This window comes from Rhodococcus sp. 1168, assembly GCF_002091955.1.
Lineage (GTDB): Bacteria > Actinomycetota > Actinomycetes > Mycobacteriales > Mycobacteriaceae > Rhodococcoides.
Genome location: NZ_MKKY01000083.1, coordinates 43,207 through 69,640 on the forward strand (window position 1 = coordinate 43,207; position 26,434 = coordinate 69,640).

27 protein-coding genes are annotated in these 26,434 nt (G+C 62.6%); 11 read left to right on the top strand and 16 right to left on the bottom strand.

What is annotated here, in order from left to right:
• Positions 1-53 precede the first annotated feature (53 nt).
• Entirely contained in the window at positions 54-1,256 is a 1,203-nt protein-coding gene (locus tag BJI47_RS19030; RefSeq protein ID WP_088945215.1) for a lipase family protein, read from the top strand.
• A gap of 90 nt (positions 1,257-1,346) precedes the next feature.
• Here the strand turns inward: BJI47_RS19030 and BJI47_RS19035 are convergent, their stop codons facing one another.
• From BJI47_RS19035 to BJI47_RS19055, 5 genes are all read right to left on the bottom strand, one after another.
• Positions 1,347-3,224 (bottom strand): ABC transporter ATP-binding protein, encoded by a 1,878-nt coding sequence (locus BJI47_RS19035; protein ID WP_088945216.1) that lies wholly within the window; start codon positions 3,222-3,224, stop codon positions 1,347-1,349.
• 183 nt (positions 3,225-3,407) lie between these two features.
• Positions 3,408-4,481, bottom strand: a complete 1,074-nt coding sequence (locus BJI47_RS19040) for a BtrH N-terminal domain-containing protein (protein WP_088945239.1) — start codon at positions 4,479-4,481, stop codon at positions 3,408-3,410.
• Positions 4,482-4,485: 4 nt separating this feature from the next.
• Complete coding sequence (locus tag BJI47_RS19045) at positions 4,486-5,010, bottom strand: PadR family transcriptional regulator (RefSeq protein ID WP_088945217.1); 525 nt, start codon at positions 5,008-5,010, stop codon at positions 4,486-4,488.
• Between the two features lie 27 nt (positions 5,011-5,037).
• Positions 5,038-5,832, bottom strand: a complete 795-nt coding sequence (locus tag BJI47_RS19050; RefSeq protein ID WP_088945218.1) for a putative protein N(5)-glutamine methyltransferase — start codon at positions 5,830-5,832, stop codon at positions 5,038-5,040.
• A 205-nt stretch (positions 5,833-6,037) separates the two neighbouring features.
• Entirely contained in the window at positions 6,038-6,517 is a 480-nt protein-coding gene (locus BJI47_RS19055) for a DoxX family protein (RefSeq protein ID WP_088945219.1), read from the bottom strand.
• Positions 6,518-6,607: 90 nt separating this feature from the next.
• Between BJI47_RS19055 and BJI47_RS19060 the strand changes: the two genes are divergently transcribed.
• Both BJI47_RS19060 and BJI47_RS24205 read left to right on the top strand, forming a co-directional pair.
• Complete coding sequence (locus BJI47_RS19060; RefSeq protein WP_088945220.1) at positions 6,608-7,315, top strand: metalloregulator ArsR/SmtB family transcription factor; 708 nt, start codon at positions 6,608-6,610, stop codon at positions 7,313-7,315.
• Positions 7,316-7,349: 34 nt separating this feature from the next.
• Positions 7,350-7,514, top strand: a complete 165-nt coding sequence (locus BJI47_RS24205; protein ID WP_176224969.1) for a hypothetical protein — start codon at positions 7,350-7,352, stop codon at positions 7,512-7,514.
• Positions 7,515-7,593: 79 nt separating this feature from the next.
• Here BJI47_RS24205 and BJI47_RS19065 read toward each other — a convergent pair whose 3' ends face one another.
• Together BJI47_RS19065 and BJI47_RS25060 are read right to left on the bottom strand one after the other, a co-directional pair.
• Positions 7,594-8,718: a TDT family transporter gene (locus BJI47_RS19065; RefSeq protein WP_088945221.1), complete on the bottom strand. Its 1,125-nt coding sequence runs from the start codon at positions 8,716-8,718 to the stop codon at positions 7,594-7,596.
• A gap of 76 nt (positions 8,719-8,794) precedes the next feature.
• Positions 8,795-9,013, bottom strand: a complete 219-nt coding sequence (locus BJI47_RS25060; RefSeq protein WP_368655908.1) for a hypothetical protein — start codon at positions 9,011-9,013, stop codon at positions 8,795-8,797.
• Positions 9,014-9,049: 36 nt separating this feature from the next.
• On the opposite strand from BJI47_RS25060, the gene BJI47_RS19070 reads away from it, so the two are divergent.
• Together BJI47_RS19070 and BJI47_RS19075 are read left to right on the top strand one after the other, a co-directional pair.
• Positions 9,050-9,475 carry a pentapeptide repeat-containing protein gene (locus BJI47_RS19070; RefSeq protein ID WP_368655909.1) on the top strand — a complete coding sequence of 142 codons (426 nt, stop codon included), beginning with the start codon at positions 9,050-9,052 and terminating at the stop codon, positions 9,473-9,475.
• 229 nt (positions 9,476-9,704) lie between these two features.
• Positions 9,705-10,028, top strand: coding sequence for a hypothetical protein (locus tag BJI47_RS19075; protein ID WP_125458766.1), 324 nt, complete (start codon positions 9,705-9,707; stop codon positions 10,026-10,028).
• Positions 10,029-10,116: 88 nt separating this feature from the next.
• Here the strand turns inward: BJI47_RS19075 and BJI47_RS19080 are convergent, their stop codons facing one another.
• Together BJI47_RS19080 and BJI47_RS19085 are read right to left on the bottom strand one after the other, a co-directional pair.
• Positions 10,117-10,764, bottom strand: coding sequence for a 3-oxoacid CoA-transferase subunit B (locus BJI47_RS19080; protein WP_088945223.1), 648 nt, complete (start codon positions 10,762-10,764; stop codon positions 10,117-10,119).
• A complete protein-coding gene (locus tag BJI47_RS19085; protein ID WP_088945224.1) occupies positions 10,761-11,540 on the bottom strand; it encodes a CoA transferase subunit A in 780 nt (259 codons plus the stop codon). Before BJI47_RS19085 ends, BJI47_RS19080 begins: the two co-directional genes overlap by 4 nt.
• A 166-nt stretch (positions 11,541-11,706) precedes the next feature.
• On the opposite strand from BJI47_RS19085, the gene BJI47_RS19090 reads away from it, so the two are divergent.
• The gene (locus BJI47_RS19090) at positions 11,707-12,480 is read left to right on the top strand and encodes an IclR family transcriptional regulator (protein WP_088945240.1); all 774 of its coding nucleotides are present in this window, start codon (positions 11,707-11,709) and stop codon (positions 12,478-12,480) included.
• Between the two features lie 35 nt (positions 12,481-12,515).
• Here the strand turns inward: BJI47_RS19090 and BJI47_RS19095 are convergent, their stop codons facing one another.
• Genes BJI47_RS19095 through pdhA form a run of 3 tightly spaced genes read right to left on the bottom strand, consistent with a single transcriptional unit; the run spans position 12,516 to position 15,896 of the window.
• Positions 12,516-13,769, bottom strand: coding sequence for a dihydrolipoamide acetyltransferase family protein (locus BJI47_RS19095; protein WP_088945225.1), 1,254 nt, complete (start codon positions 13,767-13,769; stop codon positions 12,516-12,518).
• A 1-nt stretch (position 13,770) separates the two neighbouring features.
• Entirely contained in the window at positions 13,771-14,805 is a 1,035-nt protein-coding gene (locus BJI47_RS19100) for an alpha-ketoacid dehydrogenase subunit beta (RefSeq protein ID WP_088945226.1), read from the bottom strand.
• Positions 14,802-15,896, bottom strand: a complete 1,095-nt coding sequence (pdhA, locus tag BJI47_RS19105; RefSeq protein ID WP_088945227.1) for a pyruvate dehydrogenase (acetyl-transferring) E1 component subunit alpha — start codon at positions 15,894-15,896, stop codon at positions 14,802-14,804. Before pdhA ends, BJI47_RS19100 begins: the two co-directional genes overlap by 4 nt.
• Before the next feature lie 317 nt (positions 15,897-16,213).
• On the opposite strand from pdhA, the gene BJI47_RS19110 reads away from it, so the two are divergent.
• From BJI47_RS19110 to BJI47_RS19125, 4 genes are read left to right on the top strand one after another with little or no spacing between them, the layout of a single operon-like run.
• Entirely contained in the window at positions 16,214-17,254 is a 1,041-nt protein-coding gene (locus BJI47_RS19110; protein ID WP_088945228.1) for an iron ABC transporter substrate-binding protein, read from the top strand.
• A gap of 41 nt (positions 17,255-17,295) precedes the next feature.
• Positions 17,296-18,840: an iron ABC transporter permease gene (locus BJI47_RS19115; protein ID WP_088945229.1), complete on the top strand. Its 1,545-nt coding sequence runs from the start codon at positions 17,296-17,298 to the stop codon at positions 18,838-18,840.
• Positions 18,837-19,877: an ABC transporter ATP-binding protein gene (locus BJI47_RS19120; protein ID WP_088945230.1), complete on the top strand. Its 1,041-nt coding sequence runs from the start codon at positions 18,837-18,839 to the stop codon at positions 19,875-19,877. Before BJI47_RS19115 ends, BJI47_RS19120 begins: the two co-directional genes overlap by 4 nt.
• 30 nt (positions 19,878-19,907) lie before the next feature.
• Positions 19,908-21,362, top strand: coding sequence for a YdiU family protein (locus BJI47_RS19125; RefSeq protein ID WP_088945231.1), 1,455 nt, complete (start codon positions 19,908-19,910; stop codon positions 21,360-21,362).
• 14 nt (positions 21,363-21,376) lie between these two features.
• Here the strand turns inward: BJI47_RS19125 and BJI47_RS19130 are convergent, their stop codons facing one another.
• Positions 21,377-21,832: a carboxymuconolactone decarboxylase family protein gene (locus tag BJI47_RS19130; RefSeq protein WP_088945232.1), complete on the bottom strand. Its 456-nt coding sequence runs from the start codon at positions 21,830-21,832 to the stop codon at positions 21,377-21,379.
• A 47-nt stretch (positions 21,833-21,879) separates the two neighbouring features.
• Here BJI47_RS19130 and BJI47_RS19135 point away from each other — a divergent pair, with 47 nt between their 5' ends.
• The gene (locus BJI47_RS19135; RefSeq protein ID WP_088945233.1) at positions 21,880-23,292 is read left to right on the top strand and encodes a PLP-dependent aminotransferase family protein; all 1,413 of its coding nucleotides are present in this window, start codon (positions 21,880-21,882) and stop codon (positions 23,290-23,292) included.
• 133 nt (positions 23,293-23,425) lie between these two features.
• On the opposite strand, the gene BJI47_RS19140 is transcribed toward BJI47_RS19135, so the two are convergent.
• From BJI47_RS19140 to BJI47_RS19150, 3 genes are read right to left on the bottom strand one after another with little or no spacing between them, the layout of a single operon-like run.
• Positions 23,426-24,163, bottom strand: a complete 738-nt coding sequence (locus BJI47_RS19140; RefSeq protein ID WP_088945234.1) for an SDR family oxidoreductase — start codon at positions 24,161-24,163, stop codon at positions 23,426-23,428.
• Entirely contained in the window at positions 24,163-25,185 is a 1,023-nt protein-coding gene (locus tag BJI47_RS19145) for a phosphotransferase family protein (RefSeq protein ID WP_088945235.1), read from the bottom strand. Before BJI47_RS19145 ends, BJI47_RS19140 begins: the two co-directional genes overlap by 1 nt.
• On the bottom strand, positions 25,182-26,393 hold the full coding sequence (locus BJI47_RS19150; RefSeq protein WP_088945236.1) for an acyl-CoA dehydrogenase family protein: 1,212 nt from the start codon (positions 26,391-26,393) through the stop codon (positions 25,182-25,184). The genes BJI47_RS19145 and BJI47_RS19150 overlap by 4 nt, the downstream gene beginning before the upstream one ends.
• Positions 26,394-26,434 lie beyond the last annotated feature (41 nt).

The following is a 26,434-nucleotide window of genomic DNA, read 5'->3' on the forward strand; positions in this document are numbered from 1 at the left end:
GAAATGAGCCAGTCTCAGTTCGAGTCCAAAATTTTCCGAAAGGGTACGACGCTATGCGCGCTATTGCATTGATGGGAGCAGCGGCCCTGGTCGCGTGTTCCGCCCTGGTGGCAGTGGTACCGGCTGCTGCCGATCCGTTGCAACCGACGCCGATCTCGGACGCGTTCTACGGTCCGACGCCGGATCTGGAGGCGAAGAACCCGGGCGACATCATCTCGAGTCGACCGATGGCTCCCCCTGCCGGATTCTTGGACGTAAATGTCTGGCAGCTTCGATTCCGTTCGACGAGTTCGACCGGCGCGCCGATCGCGGCGGTCACCACCGTCATCGCTCCGAGGAACAAAGCGCCCAATGGCCCCTTGCTTTCCTACCAACACATCATCAATGCACTCGGTTTGGAATGCGCTCCGTCACAGGCGCTGTGGTCCAACGACCCCAACCTCGTCATTCGCGAAGCCCCGGCACTCAACGCTGCTCTGCAGCGCGGCTGGACCGTCAACATCGCCGATCACCTCGGACCGAACAGTGCGTACGGCGCCGCGAAGTTGGGCGGACAGATCGTCCTCGACAGCATTCGGGCCGCCCAGCACTTCGATCCACTCCAAGTAGCGCAGAGCCCGGTGGCCCTCGCGGGATACTCGGGCGGCGGAATGGCGACGGCGTGGGCTGCGGCATTGCAGGCGGCCTACGCACCGGAACTGAACATCGTCGGAAGCGCAGCAGGTGGAGCTCCGATGAACCTCGAACGGATGGCTCGCGACCTCGGATTCAATCCCCATCCCGTCTTCGGCCTCGCTTTCGCAGCAGCCCTCGGTCTCGAACGCGAATATCCAAACCGCATTCCGATCACCGCGCAGCTCAACCCGCTCGGACAGCAAATGGCTCGGGAAATGCAGAACGGATGCACCAACGACATCCTTCGAGTGGGCGCAGGCAAGAGCGCGACCCAAGTCGCCAACACCACCGACCTGATCAACAGCCCAGAAATGGTCGCCGCCGTCAACGAGAACAGCGTCGAAATGTACCCCGGAGTGCCGAAAGCGCCTTACTTCGAGTGGCACAGCCCGACCGACGCACTGATTCCAGTCTCGTCGATCACCAACACTCTCGGCCGCTACTGCGCAGCCGGCGTGCAGGTCCAAGAGGTACAGGTAGAAAGCAACGACCACCTCACCGCAGCAGTCCTTGGACTGCCGCAGGCACTGGACTGGATCAGTGCCCGCTTCGACGGAGTCCCTGCACCCACCAACTGCTGAGCCCCGCACACCCCCCACCCCCCGGGTCACTCCGCAGGCTGCGCTCCCACCCCCCGGGTCACTCCGCAGGCTGCGCTCCCACCCCCCGGGTCACTCCGCAGGCTGCGCTTCCACCGAAAACTGGGTTCGATGCAGCTCCTCGTAGCGTCCCCCCGCTGCGAGGAGTTCATCATGGGTACCGCGCTGGACGATCTGGCCTGCTTCGACGACCAGAATGACGTCGGCGGCACGGATGGTCGAGAGTCGGTGCGCAATTACCACGGACGTCTTACCTTCCAGTGCTTCACTCAGCGCAGCCTGGACGGCGACCTCCGAAGTCGAGTCCAACGACGCCGTGGCCTCGTCCAGAATCACTACACGCGGGCGCGCTACGAGTAGACGTGCGATCGTCAATCGCTGCCTCTCACCGCCGGACAACCGGTACCCACGCTCGCCGACGACAGTGTTCAGCCCGTCGGGAAGCGAAGCGACGAGATCGCTCAGCCTGGCCCGGTTCAGCGCATCCCACACTTCCTCGTCCGTCGCGTCCGGTCGCGGCAACACGATGTTCGCTCGGATGGTCTCGTGGAACAGATGCCCGTCCTGGGTCACCATCCCGACTGCACCGCGAATCGACTCGGCGGTCAGATCGCGCACGTCTACACCGGCGAGGCGTACTGCGCCACTGTCGACGTCGTAGAGCCGTGCGATCAGCTGGGCGATCGTCGACTTACCTGCACCCGAGGTGCCGACGAGGGCCACCATCTGGCCGGGCTCCGCGCGGAACGACACACCGTGCAGAACTTCCTCGCCGCCGCGTGAATCGAGCGTGGATACTTCTTCGAGCGAGGCCAGGGACACCTTGTCCGCCGACGGGTAGGCGAATCGAACGTCGTCGAGTTCCACCGAGACCGGCCCGTCGGGAACGTGTGCCGCATCGGGCTTGTCCTGGATCAACGGAACCAGATCGAGAACTTCGAAGACTCGCTCGAAGCTGACGAGCGCACTCATGATCTCGACACGGGCGCTGGCCAGCTGGGTCAACGGCGAATACAACCGAGTGAGTAGCAGCGACAGTGCCACGACAGATCCGGGGTCGAGCTGACCACGAAGCGCGTAGAAACCGCCGAGCCCATAAACGACGGCGAGTGCAAGCGCCGACACGAGCGTCAACGCCGTGATGAAGACCGTCTGCACCATCGCGCTGCGGACGCCGATGTCGCGGACACGGGAAGCGCGCACCGCGAACTCGGTGGATTCGATGTCGGGTTGGCCGAACAACTTCACCAAAGTCGCTCCCGGGGCGGAGAACCGCTCGGTCATCTGCGTGCTCATCGCCGAGTTGTGATCGGCCGCCTCACGTTGCAGGCGCGCCAGCCGCCGGCCCATCCGCCGTGCTGGTATCACGAAGACCGGCAACAGAATCAAGGCCATCAGTGTGATCTGCCACGAGATCCCGATCATCACGACCAAGGTCAGCACCAAGGTGACCAGGTTGCTGACCACTCCGGACAGGGTGTCGCTGAACGCCCTCTGCGCGCCGATGACGTCGTTGTTGAGTCGACTGACGAGGGCGCCCGTCCTGGTACGAGTGAAAAACGCAATCGGCATCCGCTGCACGTGGTCGAACACCGCGGTACGTAGGTCGAGTATGAGACCCTCGCCGATGTTCGAGGACAACCACCGACTGAAAAGGCCGATAGCCGCGTCGACGATGGCGATGAGCCCGATCAGCAGTGCCAGGCGCAGAACAACCTCGAACGCGTCGCCGTCGACGATTGCGTTGACGACTCGACCGGCCAGGACGGGCGTTGCGACCGCCAGCGCCGCCAGCACGACACTGAGCAGGACGAATCCGATCAGCTTGCGGCGGTGTGGCTGCGCGAATGTCAAGATTCTGCGTGCGGTCTCAGCCGAGAACTTCGTCTGGTGGGAGGAGGCACTCATCGACCGATACAACTGGTTCCGCGCCGTGACTTCCATGCTCATGTCTTGACCGTAGAACCTCGATGAAAATCGAGTTCGAGCGGTCACCGTGGAGACGGTCGACCGTGCAGCAGTTCTAGTGGCGGCCCGTCGGAATCGTCGACGCGAGCCAGACGACGGCGTCTGCAATCTCGCTCGGCGAGGCGAGTCCCCTCGACGGACGGTCGGCTGCGGCATGTACGTTCTTCACCTTGATCCGGGTGCTCCCCTTTGTTCGACCTTCTCCAGCGAAGCGAGCGATGCCATCGCTGTCCGTTCGATCCGTTCGATCGTTGTGAGCACCTCGGCCGCCTCGCTCAGGAAGTCCGCCTTTCCCGTACTACCGGCGCGGCCGATCAACTCTGAGGCTCGGGTCCAGAGCAGTGCGGATTCCGCGAACCGGGCCGCGTTCTCGACGATGATGTCCGCGTGTGATCTGCGTGCAACGAGCTCCTCACATTCGGTCAGGAAGTCCCGATACAGGTTGCGGAACAGCGCCCCTCCCGTGCCCGCCCGCTCCATCAGCATCGCGATGACCGGGAGATCGCGAGCAGGCTCGCCCACTCGGTCGAACCATGATGGGATCCGCTTGGCCGCAGTGAGGATGCCGCGGTTGCCGAGGTTGGCGATCGGGGGCGCAAGGAATTCCTTTGCGCAGGCAGTTATCGCAGGAACGATCGCCTCGTGAATCTGCTCGGGCATCGTCGCCGCGGTGGGCACGTTCACGGTGAAGGCGCGTTGGTGTGCAGACATCGGTCCTCGCGCTGCTCGTGCCCGCGCCAAACTTTCCAGGGTGGTCGTGACCTCCCCGCCCTGCTGAGCCGTATCGATCAAGAAGGCCGTGTCCTGGTCGTAGCCGTACATGGCAACGACGTGACCGGCGAAATGCACCCTGGATCCGAAGTACTCCAGATCGTAGCTGTCGAGCTGCAGGCCGACAGGTGTGCCGCGGTCGATGGTTGTGCGCAGTCGATCCCACGCCTTCCGCGCCGAGGTCGTCTCCTCCGCACGCAGAGTCACTCCCAGACGTGAGGTCAGGGTCTGGGTGAGCGCGAACGGCTTGACCCGGCCGCCGAGGAACGGCAGGTCCTGCTTGTTGGAATCCCAGTAAACGAAAGACAACCCCGCGCCCAAACCGAACAGCATCGGCTCGGACAGCGCGAGCCCGGCGTGCGTCAGGAGAACGCCGAGCGCCGTCGTCTCGCAATGCAATCCGCCGGCGGTGTGGACTCCGTCGATGATCGTTGCGTTGACCGGCCCGTCGCTGCTTCCCCGAGGCATCGAATCACTCATTGGACACCGGGACCCGAGTCGCGAGCCACGACCTTTCTGCCTCGAGGAGGCTCAGCGAATACGAGAAGACTTCGCGAGCAGGACGAGGGAGAGGTGCTTGGGAGCGCTCGGCAGCGGTGACGGCGCTGATCCGCTCATCGATCCAGATCAGGCGTCGCTGGAGTGAGTCGACGTAGTCCTCCTCGGAGATCAACGACAGGTTGGCGAGCCCGATGAGCACGGGGTGCACGACGGTTCGCTGGTCAGCGATGAACGTGACGGCACTTTCTTTCGCGGCGTGCCGCCCGGCTGCGGTCGCATGGAACACCCGTCTGGACTTGGCACCGGCCTGAGCGCCATCGGACTCGATGAGTCCGCGACCTTCAAGTTTCGTGAGCACGTAATAGATCGACGAGAAGCCAACCTCCGCCCAGCGCCGGATCCCACGTTGTTCGATCACCTGGTCGAGGTCGTAGCCATGCCTCGGCCGCTCTGTGATGAGACCGAGGATGGTCAGTTCGGTCGCCGTCAATTCCACCGGTCTATTCTAGCACTAGAACACCACTTAGCGACCAGATCCACACGTCCCGACCACGACCGTTGCATCGAGCTCATCCGACCGCACCACGTGCGTGTCGAAGCCGGCCTCTCGAACGAGGCTCGCGGTCTCGGGTGCCTGCAGTGCGCTGGTTTCGATCAGCAGATGACCGCCGGGTACGAGCCAGCGCGGTGCGTCCGCTGCAACCCGACGCTGCACCGCGAGACCGTCGACGCCGCCGTCGAGGGCCACAATCGGTTCGTGATCGCGGGCTTCCGACGGCATCGAGCCGATCTCATCCGTCGGAACATAGGGCGCATTCGCCAGCACGACATCGACGTTGCCGCGCAGGTTCACCGGTAGTGCCGCATACAAGTCACCCTCATGCACCTGCCCTCCGAGGGATGCGATATTGATTCGGGCGAACTCCAGAGCAACCGGATCGACGTCGGCGCAATGCAATTCGATTCCGGGAAGCTCGGACGCGAGAGCGGCTCCAACCGCGCCCGAACCGCAACAAATATCGACCACGGTCTCGATCGGTAGGGATGCGGCCTGCTCCACCAACAGTTCGGTCCGTCGGCGAGGTACGAAAACACCGGGGCCGACCGCAATGCGTATGCCACAGAACTCGGCCCACCCGAGCAACTGCTCCAGCGGAGTACCCGACACGCGTCGATTGACCATGTCTTCGAGCTCGACACCATCGAAAGCCGCTGTCAGCAGTTCCGCCTCGTCCTCGGCGTAGACGCATCCGGCGGAACGGAGAGTGTGGACGATGTCGAGCAATGAAGCAGAGGGAGCCGAATCCGAACGAATCATGAAGGAGCCTTCCTGGACGAAGGTATGAGCGCCCCTATCTACTGCGTTGCTGCCGATTCGACTTTAACGCACCTACGACGCTCGAGCAGGAAGGAAGATCGGTCCCGTAACCGATCCGCGCATCGTGTTGTGGAGCCACGCATCGAGTAGCGGGCACGACTGCTCGACGTCGTCGAACAGTCGTGCCCAGCTTTTGGAATAACGGTCACTTCGAGGACAGGCTCGATAGGGACGCACTCCGCCGATGCCATGCGGGGTCGTAGATATGAGCAAGGCTCCCCAGTGCCAACGCAGCCAGCAGCAATCCGAAGTCACGCAGAGCGACGTCGTAGAAACCGGTGTGAGTCAGCAGGTTGATGATGATTCCGGTGAGCCAGGCGGCCACGACGTACGCCGCGTAGCGCGGTTTCACCGCGACAGCGATGCCCGCCACGATTTCCACAACACCCACCACCAGCATGGCGTGATATGCGCTCATGGGAACGATGTCGACGATCCATGGCGCTAAATAGTCCTGCCAATTGGTGAGCACATTGGTGAATTTGTCGATGCCGAAGACGATCGGCAACGCGGTGAATCCAATCCGCAGCAATAGGAACGCACCGTAGGCGGGGTCATGGCGAGCATGCTGCAGTGCGTGCGCCGAAGCGTGAACGGTCGATGGGTGAGACGTAGAAGCAGTCATCGCAATCTCCTCTGTAAGACCAATAAAGACTAGTTTTAGATTCTGCCGATTTTTCGTATTTGTCAAGACTTTTTGGTGTTAGAATTTGGAATGGCTTCCACCTTTCCCGACGACTCCGCCATCCTGACGGCGCTGAGCAACCTCGAGGACCCGCTTCGACGCCGGCTGTACCAGTACATAGCCGAGCGTGAAGGGCCGGTGTCCCGTGAGCAGGCTGCGGACGCCGCTGGAATCGGGCGGACGCTGGCGGCCTATCACCTGGACAAGCTGGCAGATGCAGGTCTGCTGAATGTCAGTTATCAGCGTCCCGCCGGACGGGGCGGGCCTGGCGCTGGTCGACCGGCGAAGATGTATTCGCCGACCACAACAGAAATGTCCTTCGGCGTGCCACCTCGCGACTACGAATTGCTCGCGCGGTTGCTCGTCTCGGCCGTCGAGGACGACACCACCGGAGCGATTCGGGCAGCAATCGACAGCGCGGCACGGGACGCCGGCCGTAACGCCGTCGATAAGACCCATGGAGACCTCATGTCGGCCCTGCGGGAGTGCGGATTTCTACCGCACATCGCTGAAGACGGCGTGATTCGATTACGCAACTGCCCTTTTCATGCTGTCGCGCGAGACCATCGAGACATTGTGTGCGGGTTGAATCTAAGGCTGATCGAAGGTGTTGTCGACGGCAGTTCATGTCACGATGCACACCCGGAGCTGAGTCCACAACCAGGTCGATGCTGTGTCGTACTCCACAGCTCGGGGTACGTGCGTAATGACGACACGGAAGACGGCCCGGACGAATGAGCTATCGGCAGGGTATGTCCGAGAGAAGATTTCGGTGACCACGGCGTTCGTTTTGTCGGGTGGCGCGAGCCTTGGTGCCATCCAGCTGATCGCGCGCGCCTACGCGCAAACGACGGAATGGCTGCAGCAGCGCATCCCGTCGTTCGGCCAGGCGTACCTGTTGAAGCCCCATCAGCACGACGCCGACTGTGCGAAGTAGCAGACGCTTGCAATGACCGCAGTGGGCGCGCGCCCTACCGGCTGCGTATCTTCCGACCCGACTTCGACCCGGCCCGCTCTTACGCAGGGAGAAAGATGCGGCCGGACAGCGATCCGCGAACCGTGTTGGTCGCGACGACCGCCCAGGCGGTCACGAGGAGTACGAACAATGCGACGGCCAGCAGATGCAGCCCACTACTGTTCGTTGCTGTTCCGAGAGCTGCTGCACCCGTAACACAGGTGCCGACGGGGAAGGTGAAGCTCCACCAGGTCAGCGAGAACGTCAGTCCCTGCGACGCAGCCTTGACGGTCAACGCTGTGGCCGTCGCGAACACGAGCGCGCCGAATATCGCCATCACAATTCCGTACACGATCCCGAAGACGTGCAGACCCGACGCGATCGCTGCATCGTCACCGGAAAACACCTTTGCCGAGACGGTGCCGAGCAGGTTCGCTGCGGTGATGGACTGGCCGATCAACCCGAGGCAGATCCACACTGTCGGCATGGCCGCAAGCGGCGGAGTGCCACCGCGAAGCAGGTGCCGCCCGATCAGCGCCATGGTGAACATGCCGACGGTCAGGCTCGAGGCGAACATCGCATAGCAGGCGACAAGGAGAACCAATCGCGGCCGACCGTCCATGTGCTGCAACAGAAACACTCCTGTCGAGGCTGAAACCATGGGTGGGACGACGGGCATCAGCCAAGCCGGCAGTGGCGCAGCGTGGGCGCGCGCAGCGATCATCCGCCATGGAATCCACACGGTTGTCGCCAGGCCCATCAGCGTGCCTGCAGTCCACAGGACCACGTCGATCGACAATGCCGCGCCCTGCCCCAGCACGTCTTTGCCGACGAGGAGCGTTCCGGCGCCGACCGTCAGAAACGCCATCGGTGGGGCCCCGTAGAACAGTGACGCAACCGGGTGGCGTGCGTATCGACGGGCATTGCCGCCGTGCAGGATCCAGTGCGCTGCGAAAGCGGCGACCAGTGCGATCAACGCCGTCGACGCGATCGCCCACACGATAAGCGCGAATGTATGGAGGCCGGTGAACTGCAGCGGAAGCGTCGCTGCCGCATTGGCGACGATGCCGGTGCCCATGATCGATGCGAACCAGTTGGGGCCGAGGTGTTCGAGCAGCTGCCCTGGGCGGTCGAGGTCTTCGAACAGCCGTGTCCGCGATGAGGTCAGGATGGCTGGTGGGGGCATGCCTCCACGTTGACTGCTCGATTACGCAGCCGGTAGAGGTCTTACACTTGTGCGGTCACAACTCCCGCTTGTTACGTCAGGTCGATCGAGGTAATTTGACCGGCGCATCCGGATCGGACGACAGTTGACGGGTGACCCCGCTCGCCCCACGGCCCAACCTGCTCGCCGACTGTTCGAGCTGCTTCGGCCTCTGCTGCGTCGCGCTGCCGTTCAGCCGATCCTCCGACTTCGCGGTGAACAAAGATGCAGGCGAGCCTGCCGCAATCTGCAGGAGGACTTTTGCTGCGGAATTCACACGAAGCTCCGTAGCTCGGGTTTCCGTGGGTGCACGGTGTACGACTGCTTCGGCGCCGGCCAACAAGTCTCACAGCACACGTTCGGTGGCCGGAGCTGGCGCGAGGATACCGCTCTTGCAGGTCGGATGTTCGAGGTATTGCTGACAGCCAGCGATCTGGTTCGGGCGCAGGCCAAGGGCAAGAAGAAGAACTATCGAGAGGCGGACCTCATCGGGAAGAGACTGACGGGCATCGGCCTGACCGGCGCCGACTTCCGCGGCGCCTATCTCATCGCAGCCGATATGAGAGGGGCGGATCTGCGAATCGCCGATATGATCGGTGCAGACCTACGCGACACCGACCTCTCCGGTACGGATCTTCGAAAGAGCTTGTTCCTCACACAGTTTCAAATCAACGCCACCAAAGGCGACACCGAAACCAGGATTCCCCAAGCGCTCGAGCGGCCATCGCACTGGAGCTAGGTGACGACTCCACATTCGTAGGTCGCAGATACCGGACGACTGCATTTCTCAGGCAAATCAAGCCAATGGTTCGGACCGTGAGGACACCGAGCAGGTCGGTGCCGCGACAGGCCTCAACAATTCATAGGACTCCCCTTTCCGCTCACTGAAAGGTTGGTTCGTCGAAAAACAGGTTTCACGTGGCGTATTCGGTGGCGAACGCAAGATCCAGAACATCCATGGCGCGAATATGGCAACCCGGCGCTCGACGTGGCTACAGGTCCGCGACTCGGTCAGCGTGCGCCCCGAAATTCACGAGGACCTCGATCTCGCACTGTGCATAGTCGAGCGCGAGATCCAGATCGCACAATTGACCGATATGCGCATCGATATGCTGCCTCGTCGCGCACTGACACCCACTCGTGAATTCACGAAATATATCGATTCCGGCACCAAAACATTCGATCTGCACGGAAAAATGACTCCTGCCATCGCAGCGTGCACTCCGAATTCACCGGGCATGGCACGTGTCGCTCTTCGCTTTGCACAAGCCGTACGACACGAAGCGCGGTAGATACTCGCTACGTTATGTTCTCGGCCAGAACCGCGCACGTGGACTACCGATCGACATGAATCGATAGAGGGCTCCTGGGAATCTTGGCTCAGCTCAACGCAACGCCGGTAGCGTCGGCCACCTGCTGGACAGTGACGCCCGGTGCACGTTCTGCAAGGACCAGAGTCCCGTCCCCGACGACGTCGATCACCGCGAGATTGGTGATGATGCGATCGACGACGCGTTGGCCGGTCAGCGGGAGGGTGCAGGTGTCGAGAATCTTGGGGTTGCCGTCGCGGTCGGTGTGCTCCATGACGACGATGACCCTGCGTGCGCCGTGAACGAGGTCCATCGCGCCTCCCATGCCCTTGACCATTTTGCCCGGGACCATCCAGTTGGCCAGGTCACCTGTTCGCGATACCTGCATGCCGCCGAGCACCGCGGTATCGATGTGGCCACCGCGGATCATCCCGAAAGACAGCGACGAATCGAAATATGCGGCACCGGAATTGACGGTGACGGTTTCCTTGCCCGCGTTGATGAGGTCGGCGTCCACCTTGTCTTCCGTCGGGTAGGGCCCGGTGCCGAGGATTCCGTTCTCCGAGTGCAGCACCACGGAGATGTCCGCCGATAGATAGGCCGGAATCAGTGTGGGCAAGCCGATCCCGAGGTTGACGTATTCGCCGTCGACCATCTCGGCCGCGGCGCGTCGAGCCATTTCATTGCGGGTCCAGCCCGCTGCCACCGATGCCGTCATGACTGTCCTCCTGTACTGACCGTGCGCTTTTCGATGCGCTTGTTCTGCTGTCCGGTATGAACGATCCGCGTGACGAAGACACCTGGCAGGTGGACTGCGGCAGGGTCGATCTCACCTGGTTGGACCAACTTTTCGACCTGCGCGATGGTCACTCGGCCTGCCATTGCCGCAAGTGGGTTGAAGTTCATCGCGGATTTGTCGAAGACGAGATTTCCTTCGGTATCCCCGAGCGCGGCATGCACCAGTGCGAAATCGGCGTTGATCGCTTCTTCCATCACGTACCGCTTGTTGCCGAACAGGCGCGTCTCTTTGGGCGGGGATTCGATCGCCACGGTGCCGTCGGGGTGATAGCGCCACGGCATCCCGCCGTCGGCGATGGGGCTACCGACGCCGGCGGGGGTGAAGAACGCCGGGATACCGGTGCCCCCAGCTCTGAGGCGCTCGGCGAGTGTCCCCTGTGGAGTGAGTTCGACTTCGAGTTCGCCACCGAGGTACTGGCGTGCGAACTCCTTGTTCTCCCCGACATACGACGCTGTGACTCGACGGATGCGGCCGATCGACAGCAGGATGCCGAGTCCGTGATCGTCGACGCCGCAATTGTTGGAGAACACCTCCAGGTCGCTCGCCTCGGTCTCGGCGATCGCTTCGATGAGTGCGTCGGGGATGCCGCACAATCCGAAACCACCGACCGCGAGACTTGAACCGTTGCCGATATCATCCACCGCCGCCGCTGCGGACTCGAATACCTTTCCCGACGTTCTCACAGATCTGGGCATCGGAACTCCTCATGTGTTCACTCAGTAAACGCTTGGACTTTGTGTCACTCAGTAGACGTCGAAGTGCAGCTGATGAGAAGTGAAAGCCATGGATCCGCCCTGTATTGCTCGTGGATCGAACGGACAAGCGATGGGCGTTCACTCAGTGGACGTTAGGCTGGCAGCCATGACTTCACAGCGCGGCGGGCCCAACGTCGTCGGGCGAGCGACGGCGCTGTTACGCGCGGTCGGCGCCGCCGAACCCACCGGCGCTTCGACCACCGAACTTGCCAAGGCGACCGGTCTCGCTCGCCCGACTGCACACCGCTTGCTGACCTCGCTTACCGAGGAAGGGTTTCTCGACCGAGAGGCGGCCACCGGGCGATGGGCGCTCGGACCGGAGATGTACCTGCTGGGTTCTGCAGCCGCAGGTCGCTACGACATCACCGAGCAGGCTCGGAGCGTCGTACACGCACTGGCGAGAGAAAGCGGCGAGAGTGCTTTCCTGTCCACCCGCCGCGGCGACGAGACAGTGTGCCTGCTGCGCGAGGATGGCAGCTTCCCGCTGCGGTCACATGTGCTGTACGAGGGCATCCGGTTACCGCTCGGCGTCGCGTCGGCCGGGTTGGTGATTCTGGCGCACCTCCCCGACCGCGAGATCGAAGAATATCTCGGACGAGCCGATCTGCAACCGGAATGGGGACCGCAGCACCATCCCGACGGTGTCCGCGAGCGCATCGCAGACACCCGCGAAGCGGGGTACGCAATCAATCCGGCGCTGCTGGTCGAAGGCAGTTGGGGCATCGGTGCCGCGGTATTCGATCGGTCAGGCAAGCCCGCGTGGGCGCTCAGCCTCACCGGCGTCGAGACGAGGTTTCGACCGGAGCGTCGCCGCGAACTTGGAACGCTCCTGCTCCACCACGCCCACGTTCTGACGGGACGACTCGAACGACGTTGGTAACGGCTTTCTGGCGAGGTGGAGTTCGCGTGACTCCTTCAGCTCAACGCGATCAGATTTCTGGGGTCGGACAGCATCGAGGCGATGTCGGCAAGAAATTTCGACCCCTGTTCGCCGTCGACGAGACGGTGATCGAACGACAAGCTCAACGTGGTCACCGATCGTAGCGCGATCTCACCCTCGAACTCCCACGGTCGACGCCGGATCGCCCCGAAGCATAAGATCGCTGCCTCACCCGGATTGAGAATAGGGGTCCCCGAATCCACCCCGAAGACACCGACATTGGTGATCGTGATCGTTCCATCGGCGAGATCGCCGGGCCCGATCTTGCCTTCCTTTGCCGTCCCGGTCAACGCGGCCAATGCATATGCAAGGTCTTTCAGGGCGAGCAGGTGCGCGTTCTTGATGTTGGGCACCATCAGGCCCCGAGGCGTGGCAGCGGCGATACCCAGATTGACGTAGCGCTTGGTGACAACTTCCTGCCGGTCCTCGTCCCACTCGGAGTTCAAGCTCGGATTGCTCCGCAGCGCAACCAACAACGCTTTGGCGACCATTGCCAAGGGCGTGAGGCGCACTTCGCGAAAATGATCTGTGGTCCGCAGAGTGTCGAGCAATTCTACAGTCGGCGTGACATCGACAGTGATGAACTCGGTGACGTGGGGAGCGGTGAAGGCACTGGCGACCATCGCTGCGGCCGTGTGCTTTCGGACGCCCGCGATCGGAGTGCGGGTCTCGTCTCTCCCATCACCGACCTTTGCGGGTGTCTTCTCGGGGGTTCGGTCGAGGTACGCAGCAATATCTGCGCGAGTGACGTCGCCATGAACTCCGGTGGCGGGCACTTCCGCCAGATCGACACCTTCCTGCTGCGCGACGTGACGAACAGGCGGTGACGCCAACGGCTTGGCCGCGGTCGGATCGTCCACGGTAGCAGCGGGTTGTCGGCGGTTCGCTCGTCTGCTGGGCGCAACACCGGCAACTCCGTACCCGACGAGGACAGGAACATGCTCTTCATGTTGGGCCGGTTCTTCCGGTGCCGGATCAACCTCCGCTACGTCGGAGATATCGATCAACGCGGTGCCGACCTCGACGGTGGTTCCCTCCTCCGCACGGAGAGCGGTGACGATGCCCGCGTAGGGGGAAGGCAGTTCGACACACGCCTTGGCGGTTTCCACCTCGGCGATGACCTGATTGAGTTCGATAGTGTCACCGACCTTCACCAACCAGGTGATCAGATCGGCTTCGGTGAGGCCCTCCCCGAGATCTGGAAGCAGGAAGCTCTTGACGGGCGCCATGTCAGTTCTGTCCGAAAGCGAGTGCGCGGTCCACGGCGTCGAGGATTCGGTCGGCATTCGGCAGGAAGTGCTCCTCGAGCTTCGCCGGCGGATATGGAGTGCTGAATCCACAGACTCGCAGTACCGGAGCCTCGAGGCTGAAGAAACACTGCTCCTGAACGCGCGCAGCAACTTCCGCACCGATGCCGAGGAAGGTAGCGGCCTCGTGCGTCACGACAACTCGGCCGGTTCTGCGCACCGAGGCGGCGATCGTGTCCATGTCGAGCGGAGAAAGGGAACGCAAGTCGATGATCTCGAGCGAATGACCCTCCTCTGCAGCAATATCCGCTGCCTGAAGTGCCGTGGTCACGAGGGGTCCGTAGGCGACGATCGTCGCGTCGGTGCCTGCGCGCACGACGCGAGCCTTGTGCAGCGGATAGGCATCGTCGAGTGATGCCGTGACGTCGACCTCGCCCTTCTGCCAATAGCGACGTTTGGGTTCGAAGAAGAGCACCGGATCGTCCGAGGCGATGGCCTGCCGAATCATTGTATTCGCGTCGGCGGCGTTGCTGCAGCTGACGACACGAAGTCCTGCGGTCTGCGCGAAGTAGCCCTCAGGGGACTCCGAATGATGCTCGACGGCGCCGATACCACCTCCGTAGGGGACGCGGATCGTGATGGGCATCTTGACGTTGCCGCTGGTTCGATAGTGCAGCTTTGCCACCTGCGAGACGATCTGGTCGAAAGCTGGATAGATGAATCCATCGAACTGGATCTCGCAGACCGGGCGGTATCCGCGAATGGCCAAACCTACTGCCATTCCTATGATTCCGGACTCGGCGAGCGGCGTGTCGACCACACGGTTCGGCCCGAAGTCCTTCTGCAGTCCCTCGGTGATCCTGAAGACACCACCCAGTTTGCCGATGTCCTCACCGAGGAGGATCACCTTCGGATCTTCGTCCATAGCTCGGCGCAATCCGGCGTTCAGCGCCTTTCCGAGCGGAAGCGTCTTCGGCGCGATCGGGAGCGTCCTGGGCGCGGCGAGTGTTGCGGTCATGACCGTGCTCCTTCGAATCCGGCAAGGTAGGCGGAATAGTGTTCCCGCTCTTCGCTTATAAGGGAATGCGGTTCGGCATAGACGTGGTCGAACAGAGACATCGGCGTCGGTTCGATCGTGCCGAGACATCCTGCTCGCAGCTGATCCGCCGTCACGTCAGCGCGGTCCCGGACTCGAGTTACGAATCCCTCGTCCAGGCCGCCTGCGCGCGCGAGCAGCAACCGGATCCGTTCGATCGGATCCTTACGCTTCCACTCGTCGTCGACTGCGACGGAGCGATACCGCGTCGGGTCATCGGATGTGGTGTGCGGACCCATGCGATACGTGAGAGCCTCGATCAGCGTCGGACCGCTTCCTTCGCGTGCCCTGGCCAACGCGATACGGGTGGCCGCCAGCACTGCCAGGACGTCGTTGCCGTCCACACGCAGGGCCGGGACCCCGAATCCACGACCTCGTTCGGCAATGGTGATGTGGGTTTGGACCGATACCGGCGCCGAGATCGCCCACTGGTTGTTCTGACAGAAGAACACCACCGGTGCACTGAAACTGGCAGCGAATCCAAGCGCCTCGGAGATGTCGCCCTGACTGGTGGCGCCGTCGCCGAAGTAGGTGATGACAGCGCCTTCCGCGCCGTCGAACTTCATCCCCAGCCCGTAGCCAGTGGCATGAAGCCCCTGTGATCCGACGATGATGGCCGGCGTTGTCATGTTGTAGTCGTAGGGATTCCAGCCCGACTGTGTCGAACCACGCCAGAATCGGAGCATCTCCGTCGGGTCGACACCCCGGCAATATGCGACGCCGTGTTCACGGTAGCTGGCGAACACGAAGTCCTCGGAGTGCAGAGCGCGAGCCGATCCCACCTGCGCGGCTTCCTGACCGAGCAGCGGCGCCCACAGTCCGAGCTCACCCTGACGCTGCAACGCTGTTGCCTCGGCGTCGATGCGGCGAACCACGACGAGATCCTCGTACAGCTCCCGCACGGTGTCGATCGTGACGTCCGAGATCGCGTCGCTGTACTCCGACTGGGGCGTCCGCTTGCCCTCCGGTGTGACGATCTGGATTAGCGTGTCGGCACTGCTGTTCACGGTCATGTCCTCGCCTCCGATCCGACTGCACTGTTACCTACGACACAACTCGCAATCACCAGTTAGCGCAATAGTTCGTTTTCCGAGTGAGCAGAATGCACGGTTTCGATCAGGTCGTCAGTGCCTATATTGCGCTCAGTGAGTGATCTTCCGACCCTGACCAGGCGGCATGGCCCGGTCCGCGTCACTCCGCTCGGTTGACATGCTCCACATCACGAATCCGGCGATATTTACCTTCGGTCGTTAGGTTTGCCAAACCTGTGTATGGCATCATTTTCCTATAGACGGCTGGAGAGTCCCGCTGTGCCGACAAAGGACATTCGATGAAAAGACGAAACGGACTGACGTCTGCGGTTGCGCTCGCCGCTGCCGCTGTATTGACCATGTCGGGGTGCTCGAATTCCGGATCGGACAACGAAGCGGACTCAGGCGCGGCCAAGAAGATCACCGTGTACAACGCACAGCACGAGTCGCTGACACAGGAATGGGCCGACGCCTTCACGGCGGAGTCGGGCATCGAGGTGGAACTGCGCAACGGCAGCGATTCAGAACTCGGCAACCAGCTCGTTGCCGAGGGCGATCGGTCACCCGCAGATGTGTTTCTCACCGAGAATTCACCCGCTATGACGCTGGTCGAGAACGCCGGGCTGTTCGCCGACGTCGACCAGGATGTCCTCGATCAGGTGCCGAGCCAATACCGTCCGTCGAGCAACAAGTGGACCGGCATCGCAGCCCGTTCCACCGTCTTCGCATACAACAAGGACATGCTGGAGCAAGATCAGCTGCCGAAGTCTCTGCTCGATCTGCAGGATCCCGCATGGAAAGACCGTTGGGCCGCCTCACCGTCGGGCGCCGATTTCCAGGCTATCGTCAGCGCCCTGCTGGAGTTGAAGGGTGAAGACGCCACTCGGCAATGGCTGACTGGGATGAAGGACAACGTCCGCACCTACAAGGGCAACAGCACAGTGATGAAGGCCGTCAATGCCGGTGAAATCCCGGGCGGTGTCATCTACCACTACTACTGGTTCGGGGATCAGGCCAAGACCGGCGAAAACAGCAACAACGTCGCAATGCACTACTTCAAGAACGAGGACCCAGGCGCATTTGTCAGCGTCTCCGGTGGGGGCGTTCTGGAGTCCAGCTCGAAGCAGGATGCGGCACAACAATTCCTGAAGTTCGTCACCAGTCGAACAGGTCAGGACGTCCTGCAGACCGGAACGTCGTTCGAGTACACGGTGGGCAGCGACGTCGCGGCAAACCCGGAGCTCGTTCCGCTGACTGATCTGCAGGCGCCGCAGGTCGACCCTGCGAAACTCAACAGCCCGCAGGTTTCCGAACTGATGACCGAAGCCGGCCTGCTCTGAATCTCGAACTGATCGGCCGGAGGCGGCCGAGGGAGTCGAACATGTTGCGTCGCGAGAGACCCCGACGTCGCATCTCGGTACCCTTGGCCGTCTTCGCCCTTATCGTGGCGGCCGCGTCGATCATCCCGCTCGGGTACGTGGTCGTCGAAAGTATCGACACAGGTTGGGATACCGCGTCGTCGTTGTTGTTCCGACCCAGGGTTGGGGAACTACTCACCAACACAGTCTTGCTCGTCGTCATCACCGTTCCGATCTGTATCGTTGCCGGCGTCCTGGCCGCCTGGCTCGTCGAACGCACCCGAGTGTTCGGCGCCAAGGTCTGGGCAGTGCTGTTGGCTGCGCCACTTGCCGTACCGGCGTTCGTGAACAGTTATTCGTGGGTTAGTACGGTTCCCTCCCTCGGTGGATTGCATGGCGGCGTTCTCATCGCGTCGCTGTCGTATTTTCCGCTGGTCTACATACCCGTGTCCGCGACGCTACGTCGACTCGACCCGGCCGTAGAGGAATCGGCCCGCGCTCTCGGCGCCGGACCGTGGGCAGTGTTCTTCCAGGTCGTGGTGCCACAGTTGCGGCTGGCCATCGCCGGCGGGGCACTGTTGGTCTCCCTGCACCTGCTCTCCGAGTACGGCGCGTTCGTCTTCATCCGATTCGACACGTTCACCACCGCGATCTTCGATCAGTACCAGTCGACGTTCAACGGGTCGGCAGCAACGATGCTCGCCAGCGTCTTGGTGCTGCTCTGTCTCACGCTGTTGGTGATCGAATCGGTCGTCCGCGGCAACGCGCGGTACGCCCGCATCGGCGCTGGTGCCGCACGTCGGGCGGTCCCTGCCGAACTCGGGTGGAAGAACTCTACTGTCGCGCTGGGGTTCCTCGCCGCGCTCATCATCCTGTCCGTCGGTGTCCCGGTGGTCAGCGTCCTGCGCTGGCTCGTCATCGGTGGAGCCGCGGTCTGGGAGCTCGATTTCCTCGGCTCCGCGGTGTTCCAGACCGTCGGTTTCGGTATAGTCGGCGCGGTTGTGACCTGTGTTCTCGCCTTCCCCATCGCCTGGATTTCGATCCGCCGCCGCGGACGACTCAGTCGCATCCTCGAGGCCTGCACATACATCTCGAGCTCGCTGCCAGGAATCGTGGTAGCACTGGCATTCATCACCGTGTCCATCCGCTACCTGCAGCCGCTCTATCAAACGGTCGTCGTCGTGATCGCGGCGTACGCGCTGCTCTTTCTGCCCCGCGCACTGGTGAACCTGAGGGCCGGACTTGCGCAGGCGCCTATCGGCCTGGAGGAGTCGGCGCAGTCGCTCGGTATCTCGCCACTGGTTGCCTTCATCCGAGTGACGTTGCCTCTCGCTGCCCCAGCGACGGCGGCCGGTGGGGCGTTGGTGTTCCTCGGAATCGTCAACGAATTGACCGCGACTCTGCTGTTGGCCCCGACCGGTACTCGCACCATGGCCACGCAGTTCTGGTCGCTGAGCAGCGAGATCGACTACGCCGGGGCTGCGCCGTACGCATTCATGATGATCGTGCTGTCGCTGCCCATGACCTACATACTCTTCACTCAGTCGAAGAAGGTAGCCGGACTATGACCTACACACTCGAAGTGCACGGCCTCGACAAAAGGTTCGGACCCACGACCGTATTGGACCAGATCGGGTTCACCGTCGAGAGCGGATCCACCACCGCGATCGTCGGTCCATCCGGTTGTGGAAAAACCACTCTGCTCCGTCTGATTGCCGGATTCGAAAGACCGGACGCCGGAACCATCGAACTCGCCGGACGGGTCGTCGCAGGGGGAAAGTGGACACCCGCGCACCGACGGTCGATAGGCTACGTCGCCCAGGACGGGGCACTGTTCCCGCATGCCACAGTCGGTGCCAACGTCGGATTCGGGTTGCCCCGGCGAGCGCGGACCGCAGCCAGAATCACCGAACTGCTCGAAATGGTCTCTCTGGACGCATCTTTCGCTACCCGTCGGCCCGACCAACTCTCGGGCGGGCAGCAGCAACGCGTGGCGCTGGCTCGGGCACTGGCCCGCGAACCGGAACTGATGCTGCTCGACGAACCGTTCTCCGCTCTCGACGCCGGATTGCGGGCGCATACGCGGCGGATCGTCGCGGGCATCCTGGAGAAAGCCGGGATCACCACGATTCTCGTCACTCACGATCAGCCCGAGGCGCTTTCGTTCGCTGACCGCGTGGCAGTGATGAGTGCCGGCCGCCTCGCTCAGATCGGTACCCCCAGCGAAATATATTCCACGCCCATCGACGTCCCCACCGCGCGATTCATCGGCGACGCCGTCGTGTTGGCAGCATCTGTCGCCGACGGCACAGCCCGCTGCGCCCTCGGCGACATCGAGGTGGCATCGAACGACGTACGTGGCGACGCGCGCATCATGGTGCGTCCGGAGCAGATCGAACTCACTCCGGACGGAACCGGCGTATCCGGAAGAGTGATCGACGTCGAATACCTCGGATCGGAGATGCTGATCGGCATCCGCCTGGATACCGCAACTGGAACGGACACCGAACGGGTGACGGTCCGGCGCTTCGGTGCCACCACCCTCATCCTTGGGGACCGGGTGTGCGTCCGTGTCGTCGGCCAGGCTGTGAGCTACCCCGCCTGAAAAGTAGTCGACGCCCGGCTACCCTCGGCTATGGCCGTTTACCCGAAGCTCCACGCAATTCCAGGCCTCGCCAGCACTTTCGCAGACCGGTTGGAGGGATTTGCGGTCCCCTGGGAAGGCGCGTCGGCACCGGAGCCGAAGCTGCTCGTACTCAACGAAGAGTTGGCCGCGTCGTTGAAGCTCGACGTCGATGCGCTGCGCAGTGAGGACGGGGTGGCCATCCTGTCCGGATCGGCAGCTCCCGAAGGTTCGACCCCGGTAGCGATGGCCTACGCCGGGCATCAATTCGGTGGATACGTTCCCCTGCTCGGCGACGGGCGCGCACTGCTCCTCGGTGAACTGAACACCGACCAGGGCCGAGTCGATCTGCATCTCAAAGGATCTGGCCGTACACCTTTCTCACGCGGCGGCGACGGCCTGGCCGCAACGGGGCCGATGCTGCGCGAATACTTGATCAGCGAGGCGATGAATTCCCTCGGCGTCCCCACCACTCGAGCGTTATCGGTCACTGCCACCGGCCGCGACGTGATGCGCGAGGGCCCCGAGCCCGGCGCGGTGCTCGCCCGAGTCGCCGCCAGCCACATTCGGGTCGGAACGTTCGAGTTCGCAGTACGGCAGGAAGGCCAGGTGCATTTGCTCGCCGACTACACCATTGCACGCCACTATCCGGATCTGACCGGGGACTACTCGGCCTTCTTCGAGGTCGTTGTCGAAGCACAAGCGTCTCTGGTCGCCCGATGGATGCTCACCGGATTCGTGCACGGTGTCATGAACACCGACAACACCACGATCTCCGGCCAGACCATCGACTACGGCCCCTGCGCGTTCCTCGATGCCTACGATCGGTCGGCGGTGTTCAGTTCGATCGACCATGATGGTCGCTACGCCTTCGGAAACCAACCCGCCGTGCTGCAGTGGAACTTGGCGAGATTTGGCGAAACGCTACTCGCGCTCATCGGACCCACTCCCGAACAAGCGATCCCGGTTGTGACGGACATGCTCGATACCTTCTTCTCTCGGTACGAACGCCACTTCGCGACGGGCATGGCGGCCAAGCTCGGACTGACCGAGGAGCGACTCGACGGAGTATCGGTCGACGACCTACTCGCGCTCATGGAAACCCATGGCGCCGACTGGACCGGCACTTTCCGCGCTCTCGCAGACGAACTGCGCGGCAACCCCGAGCCCCTCGACGCTCTGATCCCGCGCGAACACAGCCGACCGTGGCTCGACCGTTGGCGGTCCGCCCTGACCGACGAAACCCACACAGCCGACGCGATGGACCGCATCAATCCGCTGTACGTCCCACGGAACCATCTCGTCGACGCCGCCCTACGCGCTGCAACAGGCGGCGACCTAGAGCCGTTCGAGAAGCTACTCGACGTCGTGACCCATCCGTTCGACCTGCGCGAAGGCTGGTCGGACTATGCGCAACCTGCACCGCAACTGTTCACGGAGAGCTTCCGGACGTTCTGCGGGACCTGATCCGTGCTCGAAGACTAGGCAGTTCGGTTGTCGACGCCGGGGACCAGATGCGTTGTGACGCCGATGCGATTCCACGCGTTTATGGTGAAGATTTGTGCGATCAACTGGGCAATACCGTGGTCGTCGAAATGCTCGGCGACGCGGTCGTACACGTCGTCGGGGACACCACCTTGCGAGATCAACGTGACCGATTCGGTGAGTGCCAAGACGGCCTGCTCCTTCTCGTCGAAGAAGTTTCTCGCATCTCGCCACACCGCCACCAGTGCCAGCCTCTCCTCGCTTTCCCCAGCTTTGCGTGCGTCGGAAGTGTGCATGTGCAGGCAGTACGCGCACCCGTTCAGCTGCGATGCTCGGATCCTGATCAGCTCGGCCAGGGATGGATCGATTCCAGCTCTGGTGGCGGCATCGAGTGCGACCAATGCCTTGCGGACTGCAGGGTCGGAAGATGCGAAGTCGATTCGTGTTGTCATGCCAGGAACACTAAGAGGCCAGGTGACCGCATGTATGGTTCAATTCTGTGGTCGAAAATCTGGTCAATCGACATTCATCTGCCGTCGACCTTCATTTGAATCTCGCTCCGAATGGCTCCCGCAAGGCAGCACTGTCCGAAGCGCTGCGCGAGGCAGTCACTTCGGGACGTCTCGAATCGGGATTCAAGCTTCCGTCGTACCGTGCGCTGGCCGAGGACCTCGCAATTGCGCGAAACACGGTAGCCGAGACCTACGCCGAACTCGTATCGGAGGGGTGGCTGGAGGCACGGCAAGGCTCCGGCACCCGCGTCGCACATCGCCCTGGATCACCGCAAGAAGAGGCCAGAGCTGTCGTCCGAGCCGAGATTCGGCCACAGTTCGAATTCCGTTCCGGCAGACCGGATCCCACGACGTTCCCCAGGTCACGATGGCTTGCCTCCGCTCGTCGCGCAGTAACTGCTGCGCCGACGCACGCATTCGGGCCGGGTGATCCGCGCGGCCGGATCGAGTTGCGTCGAGCACTGTCCGACTATTTGTCGCGCACACGCGGGCTGGTCACCGATCCACGCAGAATTGTGGTGTGTGCCGGCTTTTCTCACGCCGCAGAGATCCTTGCCGACGTGGTCGCGGCTCCACCGTTCGCAGTCGAATCCTACGGACTACCGTTTCACCGAGCCATCTACGAGAAGACCGGCCCAACGATCGCGCTTCCTGTCGACCGAGACGGTTGCATCACCGACGAACTCGCGACCACGGACGCGCAGGTGGTGATTTTGACTCCGAGTCACCAATTCCCCACCAGCTCATCGCTACATCCACGACGGCGCACCGCCGCCGTGGACTGGGCGCGCACGACCGGAGGGCTCGTGGTGGAGGACGATTACGACGGCGAGTTCCGGTTCGACCGAACTCCGGTCGGTGCAATGCAAAGCCTCGACCCGGACCGAGTGATGTACGTGGGCTCGGTGTCGAAGAGCCTCTCTCCCGCACTTCGGTTGGGCTGGATGGCAGTTCCGGAACGACTCCTGGATCCGATCCTGGAGGCCAAGGGCGTTCGCGAATCGACCGTGGGCGTGGTCGACCAACTCACGCTCGCCGATCTGATCGCGACCGGCGGGTACGACCGCCATGTACGCGCGATGCGAACGCGATATCGGCGCCGCCGCGCTCACCTGATCCACGCTCTCGGAGAACGAGTTCCACATGTTGCAACGATGGGGATTGCCGCGGGTTTGCAAGTAGTGGTGACGCTCCCACCAGGCACGGAATCGGCGGTGCTCCGCGCGGCCGGCGATGTCGGTGTCGCCGTCGACGGACTATCACGGTTCCGGCACCCCGACGCAGCCGGCAAGAAAGTGGACGGCATTCTCGTCGGCTACTCCGCTCCGACGGAGCACACGTTTCCTGCTGCAGTCGACGCGTTGGTGAACGTCTTGGCGAGTGTTGGTCGAGTCCGCTGAGTGGGTTCGGGGCCGCTTCCGCGCACCCCCTGAGCGCTTCAATGGTTCATTCATACGATTGTTTCGTATGAATGAACCATTGAAGCAGAGAGATTGGGGGTGCAAGCAGACGAATTGGGGACGCCTGAAGCCGTCAGGCGCCGAGACCTGCTCCGGCCCGCGTGACGACGATGCGCGGAACCACGGCACGCGAGGACAGGTTCAGAATGCTCGTCGCCAGTTCGACGATGTCGGCGACCTGGATCATTGTGTCGGCCGGAATCTTGTCCTTGGTCCAGTCGCTCATGTCCGTGTCCACGTACCCGGGTGCAATCGAGGTGCCGGTGACGCCGTTACCGCTTTCCTCCGAGTTGAGAGTGTCGATCAGGGAGAGCATCGCCGCCTTCGTGGCACCGTAGATGCCCAGTCCGGCTTCGGAGTAGACGCCGGCAAGGGATGCGAGTGCAATGACTTTTGCGCCCCGGTCCGGGTTTTTCTCGGCCGCGGCACGCAGCAACGGCATCGAACTCTGCAGTAGTGCGAACGGGGCACGCAGATTGACGTCGAGTGTCTTGTCGAATCGACGCATCGGGTAGTCGGCAATCGAACCAGCAGTTCCCACACCGGCATTGAGGATCAGGGCATCCATGGACTCGAAGTGCTCACGGTGTACAGCGACGATCTTGTCGGCGGACTCCCGATCGGCGAGGTCGGCGGAGACTGTCACGACGTGTGGTGCACCTGCGGCGCGCAACGTCGGTTCGACGGCGTCGAGTGCCTCCTTGGTTCGTGCGGTGATGGTGAGTGAGTATCCCAATTCGGCCAATCGGGTGGCTATTCCGAGACCGATCCCCCTCGATCCGCCGGTGACGAGAGCAGATTTTCCGGCCATCAGTTCTTCCCTTCGATCGCTCGCAAGCCTGCTGCCATGAACTCGTGTGTCGCTTCCGCTGCAGCCGCCGCCCCCGAACCGGTATCGGAGCCCGCCAGCGCGCGATGGGTGATGCCCTCGCCGATGACCCCGAGCTTGAAATTCGCCAGCGCGACATAGAAGTTCCAGTCGGTCAGCTCGACTCCGCTCGCTTGCGAATACAGTTGCGCAAGTTCGTCCGCGGACGGGTAGCGATCACTGGTCCATGCCGCGCTGACGCCGAGTACGTCGTCGAAAATCGGCTGACGATAGACGCACATCAACGCGACGTCGGTGAGCGGATCACCCAGCGTGGACATCTCCCAGTCCACAACGGCAGCAATGGAGCTGGTGTCGCCTTCGGTGAGAATGACGTTGTCGACCCGGTAGTCGCCATGCACGATGCTCGACGCCGACCTGGACGGAATCGCCGCGTGCAGCTTGTCTCGCAACCGATCGACATCAGCGAGATCGCGGGTCTTTACCGACTCCCACTGCCGTGCCCATGTCCTGACCTGCCTGCCGACGAAACCGTCCGGCTTTCCGAACGAACCGAGCCCTACAGCCTCGAAGTCCACCGAATGAAGCAGTGCGAGCACCCGGATCAATTCCGTGGTGTTGGCGGCAATGTCGGCGTCGGACAGATCGTCGAGATCGGCGCGCGTCCGAATGACCCGGCCTGGATCGAACTCGACGATGGTCGTAGGCGCGCCGAGAACTACGCCTTCGGCATCGAAGGCGACGGTCTTCGCAACTGGAACCTCAGTGATCTGCAGCGCGTTCGTGACAGCCCACTCGCGGGCCATATCGTGCGCCGACGGCGTCAACCCGCTGGTGGGTGGTCGTCGAACCACCCACGCCGAGGTGTCGTCAAAGGCTTTGAAGGTCAGGTTGGAGCGGCCGCCACTGATCAGCTCGACCCTGAGCTCACCGGAGACTTCGACGCCGCTTTCGGACAGAAACTTTCTCAGCGCGGGCGTATCCATGCCTGGTAGTTCGCTCATGCGTTCGCCTCTCGAGCTGCTCGTTTTGCGGCGCCGACAACTCGCTTTGCGATGGCCCAGCGATGGACCTCGGACGGGCCGTCGTACACCCTGAAAGGGCGGATTTCACGCGAGAGTCGCGCGAGGGGAAGGTCGTCGGAAACCCCGAGGCCCCCGCACATTTGGATACTGCGGTCGACGATCCGGAAGACGGCTTCGGCTGCAAATGTCTTCGCGATCGACGTCTCGTTACTTGCCGTCGAGCCCTGATCGAGCGCAAAGCAGGCCTGGACCAGCAGCGCTCGCGTCGCGGCAATGTCGATTTCGTTGTCGGCGACCATCTTCTGAATCATGCCCAGATCGCCGAGGACAGAGCCGAACCCTTCACGCTGCGCAACTTGCGCGACAGCGACGTCGTGTCCGCGTCTGGCTGCACCGAGCCAGCGCATGACGTGTGTCATGCGGGCAGGTCCGAGACGCACCTGCGCGTAGCTGAATCCTTCGTCGACGGCACCGAGCACGTTCTCGTCGGGGACGAAGACATTGTCGAAGAAGACCTCGCAGTGGCCACCGATCGTCGCTTGGTCGAGAGTGCCGATGTGGCGGCCGACCTTGATACCTTCGGTGTCGGCGGGCGCGAGGAACATCGTCGCTCCTCCGCGGTCACCGGGCTTGCCTGCGGTGCGGGCCATGATGATGAAAAATCCTGCGCCATCGGCGCCGGTGATGAACCATTTATGCCCGTCGACGCGCCAACCGCCCTCGACCTTGATTCCGGTGGACCGCAACGCCGAGGGGTCCGAGCCTGCACCCGGTGCGGGTTCGGTCATCGCGAATGCCGATCGGACATCGCCTGCTGCCAGCGGTGCCAGGAACTGTTCCTTCTGTGCGCCGGAGGCAATATGCGCCAACATGTGCACGTTTCCCTCGTCGGGCGCACCGATGTTGAGCGCGGCAGGCCCGAAGAGCGAGTATCCGCCCTCTTCGAACAGGGGTGCGCGGTCGCTCATGTTCAGGCCTGCGCCGCCGTACTCGACGGGTGCGTGGGGCGCGAACACGCCCGCCTTCTTCGCCGCCTGTTGCAGCGAAATCCGCAGCTCATCGCCACCTGCGTCGGTAAAATTTCCGAGGAATTCGTCTTCGATCGGGAGGACCTCTTCCCGTATGAAAGTCCGCGTTTTGCCGATCAGCGCCTGGACGTGGGGTGAGTAGGTCAGATCGACAGCCACAGACATGCTCCTCGAAATCTCAGACCGAGCGATCGCTCGGT

Bases quoted from the DNA above. Each gene is read 5' to 3' on its own strand.
- BJI47_RS19030 (WP_088945215.1), top strand. From the start codon at position 54: ATGCGCGCTATTGCATTGATGGGAGCAGCGGCCCTGGTCGCGTGTTCC.
- BJI47_RS19035 (WP_088945216.1), bottom strand. From the start codon at position 3,224: ATGAGCATGGAAGTCACGGCGCGGAACCAGTTGTATCGGTCGATGAGT.
- BJI47_RS19040 (WP_088945239.1), bottom strand. From the start codon at position 4,481: ATGCCTCGGGGAAGCAGCGACGGGCCGGTCAACGCAACGATCATCGAC.
- BJI47_RS19050 (WP_088945218.1), bottom strand. From the start codon at position 5,832: ATGATTCGTTCGGATTCGGCTCCCTCTGCTTCATTGCTCGACATCGTC.
- BJI47_RS19055 (WP_088945219.1), bottom strand. From the start codon at position 6,517: ATGACTGCTTCTACGTCTCACCCATCGACCGTTCACGCTTCGGCGCAC.
- BJI47_RS19060 (WP_088945220.1), top strand. From the start codon at position 6,608: ATGGCTTCCACCTTTCCCGACGACTCCGCCATCCTGACGGCGCTGAGC.
- BJI47_RS19065 (WP_088945221.1), bottom strand. From the start codon at position 8,718: ATGCCCCCACCAGCCATCCTGACCTCATCGCGGACACGGCTGTTCGAA.
- BJI47_RS19075 (WP_125458766.1), top strand. From the start codon at position 9,705: ATGGCAACCCGGCGCTCGACGTGGCTACAGGTCCGCGACTCGGTCAGC.
- BJI47_RS19080 (WP_088945223.1), bottom strand. From the start codon at position 10,764: ATGACGGCATCGGTGGCAGCGGGCTGGACCCGCAATGAAATGGCTCGA.
- BJI47_RS19085 (WP_088945224.1), bottom strand. From the start codon at position 11,540: ATGCCCAGATCTGTGAGAACGTCGGGAAAGGTATTCGAGTCCGCAGCG.
- BJI47_RS19090 (WP_088945240.1), top strand. From the start codon at position 11,707: ATGACTTCACAGCGCGGCGGGCCCAACGTCGTCGGGCGAGCGACGGCG.
- BJI47_RS19095 (WP_088945225.1), bottom strand. From the start codon at position 13,769: ATGGCGCCCGTCAAGAGCTTCCTGCTTCCAGATCTCGGGGAGGGCCTC.
- BJI47_RS19100 (WP_088945226.1), bottom strand. From the start codon at position 14,805: ATGACCGCAACACTCGCCGCGCCCAGGACGCTCCCGATCGCGCCGAAG.
- pdhA (WP_088945227.1), bottom strand. From the start codon at position 15,896: ATGACCGTGAACAGCAGTGCCGACACGCTAATCCAGATCGTCACACCG.
- BJI47_RS19110 (WP_088945228.1), top strand. From the start codon at position 16,214: ATGAAAAGACGAAACGGACTGACGTCTGCGGTTGCGCTCGCCGCTGCC.
- BJI47_RS19115 (WP_088945229.1), top strand. From the start codon at position 17,296: ATGTTGCGTCGCGAGAGACCCCGACGTCGCATCTCGGTACCCTTGGCC.
- BJI47_RS19120 (WP_088945230.1), top strand. From the start codon at position 18,837: ATGACCTACACACTCGAAGTGCACGGCCTCGACAAAAGGTTCGGACCC.
- BJI47_RS19125 (WP_088945231.1), top strand. From the start codon at position 19,908: ATGGCCGTTTACCCGAAGCTCCACGCAATTCCAGGCCTCGCCAGCACT.
- BJI47_RS19130 (WP_088945232.1), bottom strand. From the start codon at position 21,832: ATGACAACACGAATCGACTTCGCATCTTCCGACCCTGCAGTCCGCAAG.
- BJI47_RS19140 (WP_088945234.1), bottom strand. From the start codon at position 24,163: ATGGCCGGAAAATCTGCTCTCGTCACCGGCGGATCGAGGGGGATCGGT.
- BJI47_RS19145 (WP_088945235.1), bottom strand. From the start codon at position 25,185: ATGAGCGAACTACCAGGCATGGATACGCCCGCGCTGAGAAAGTTTCTG.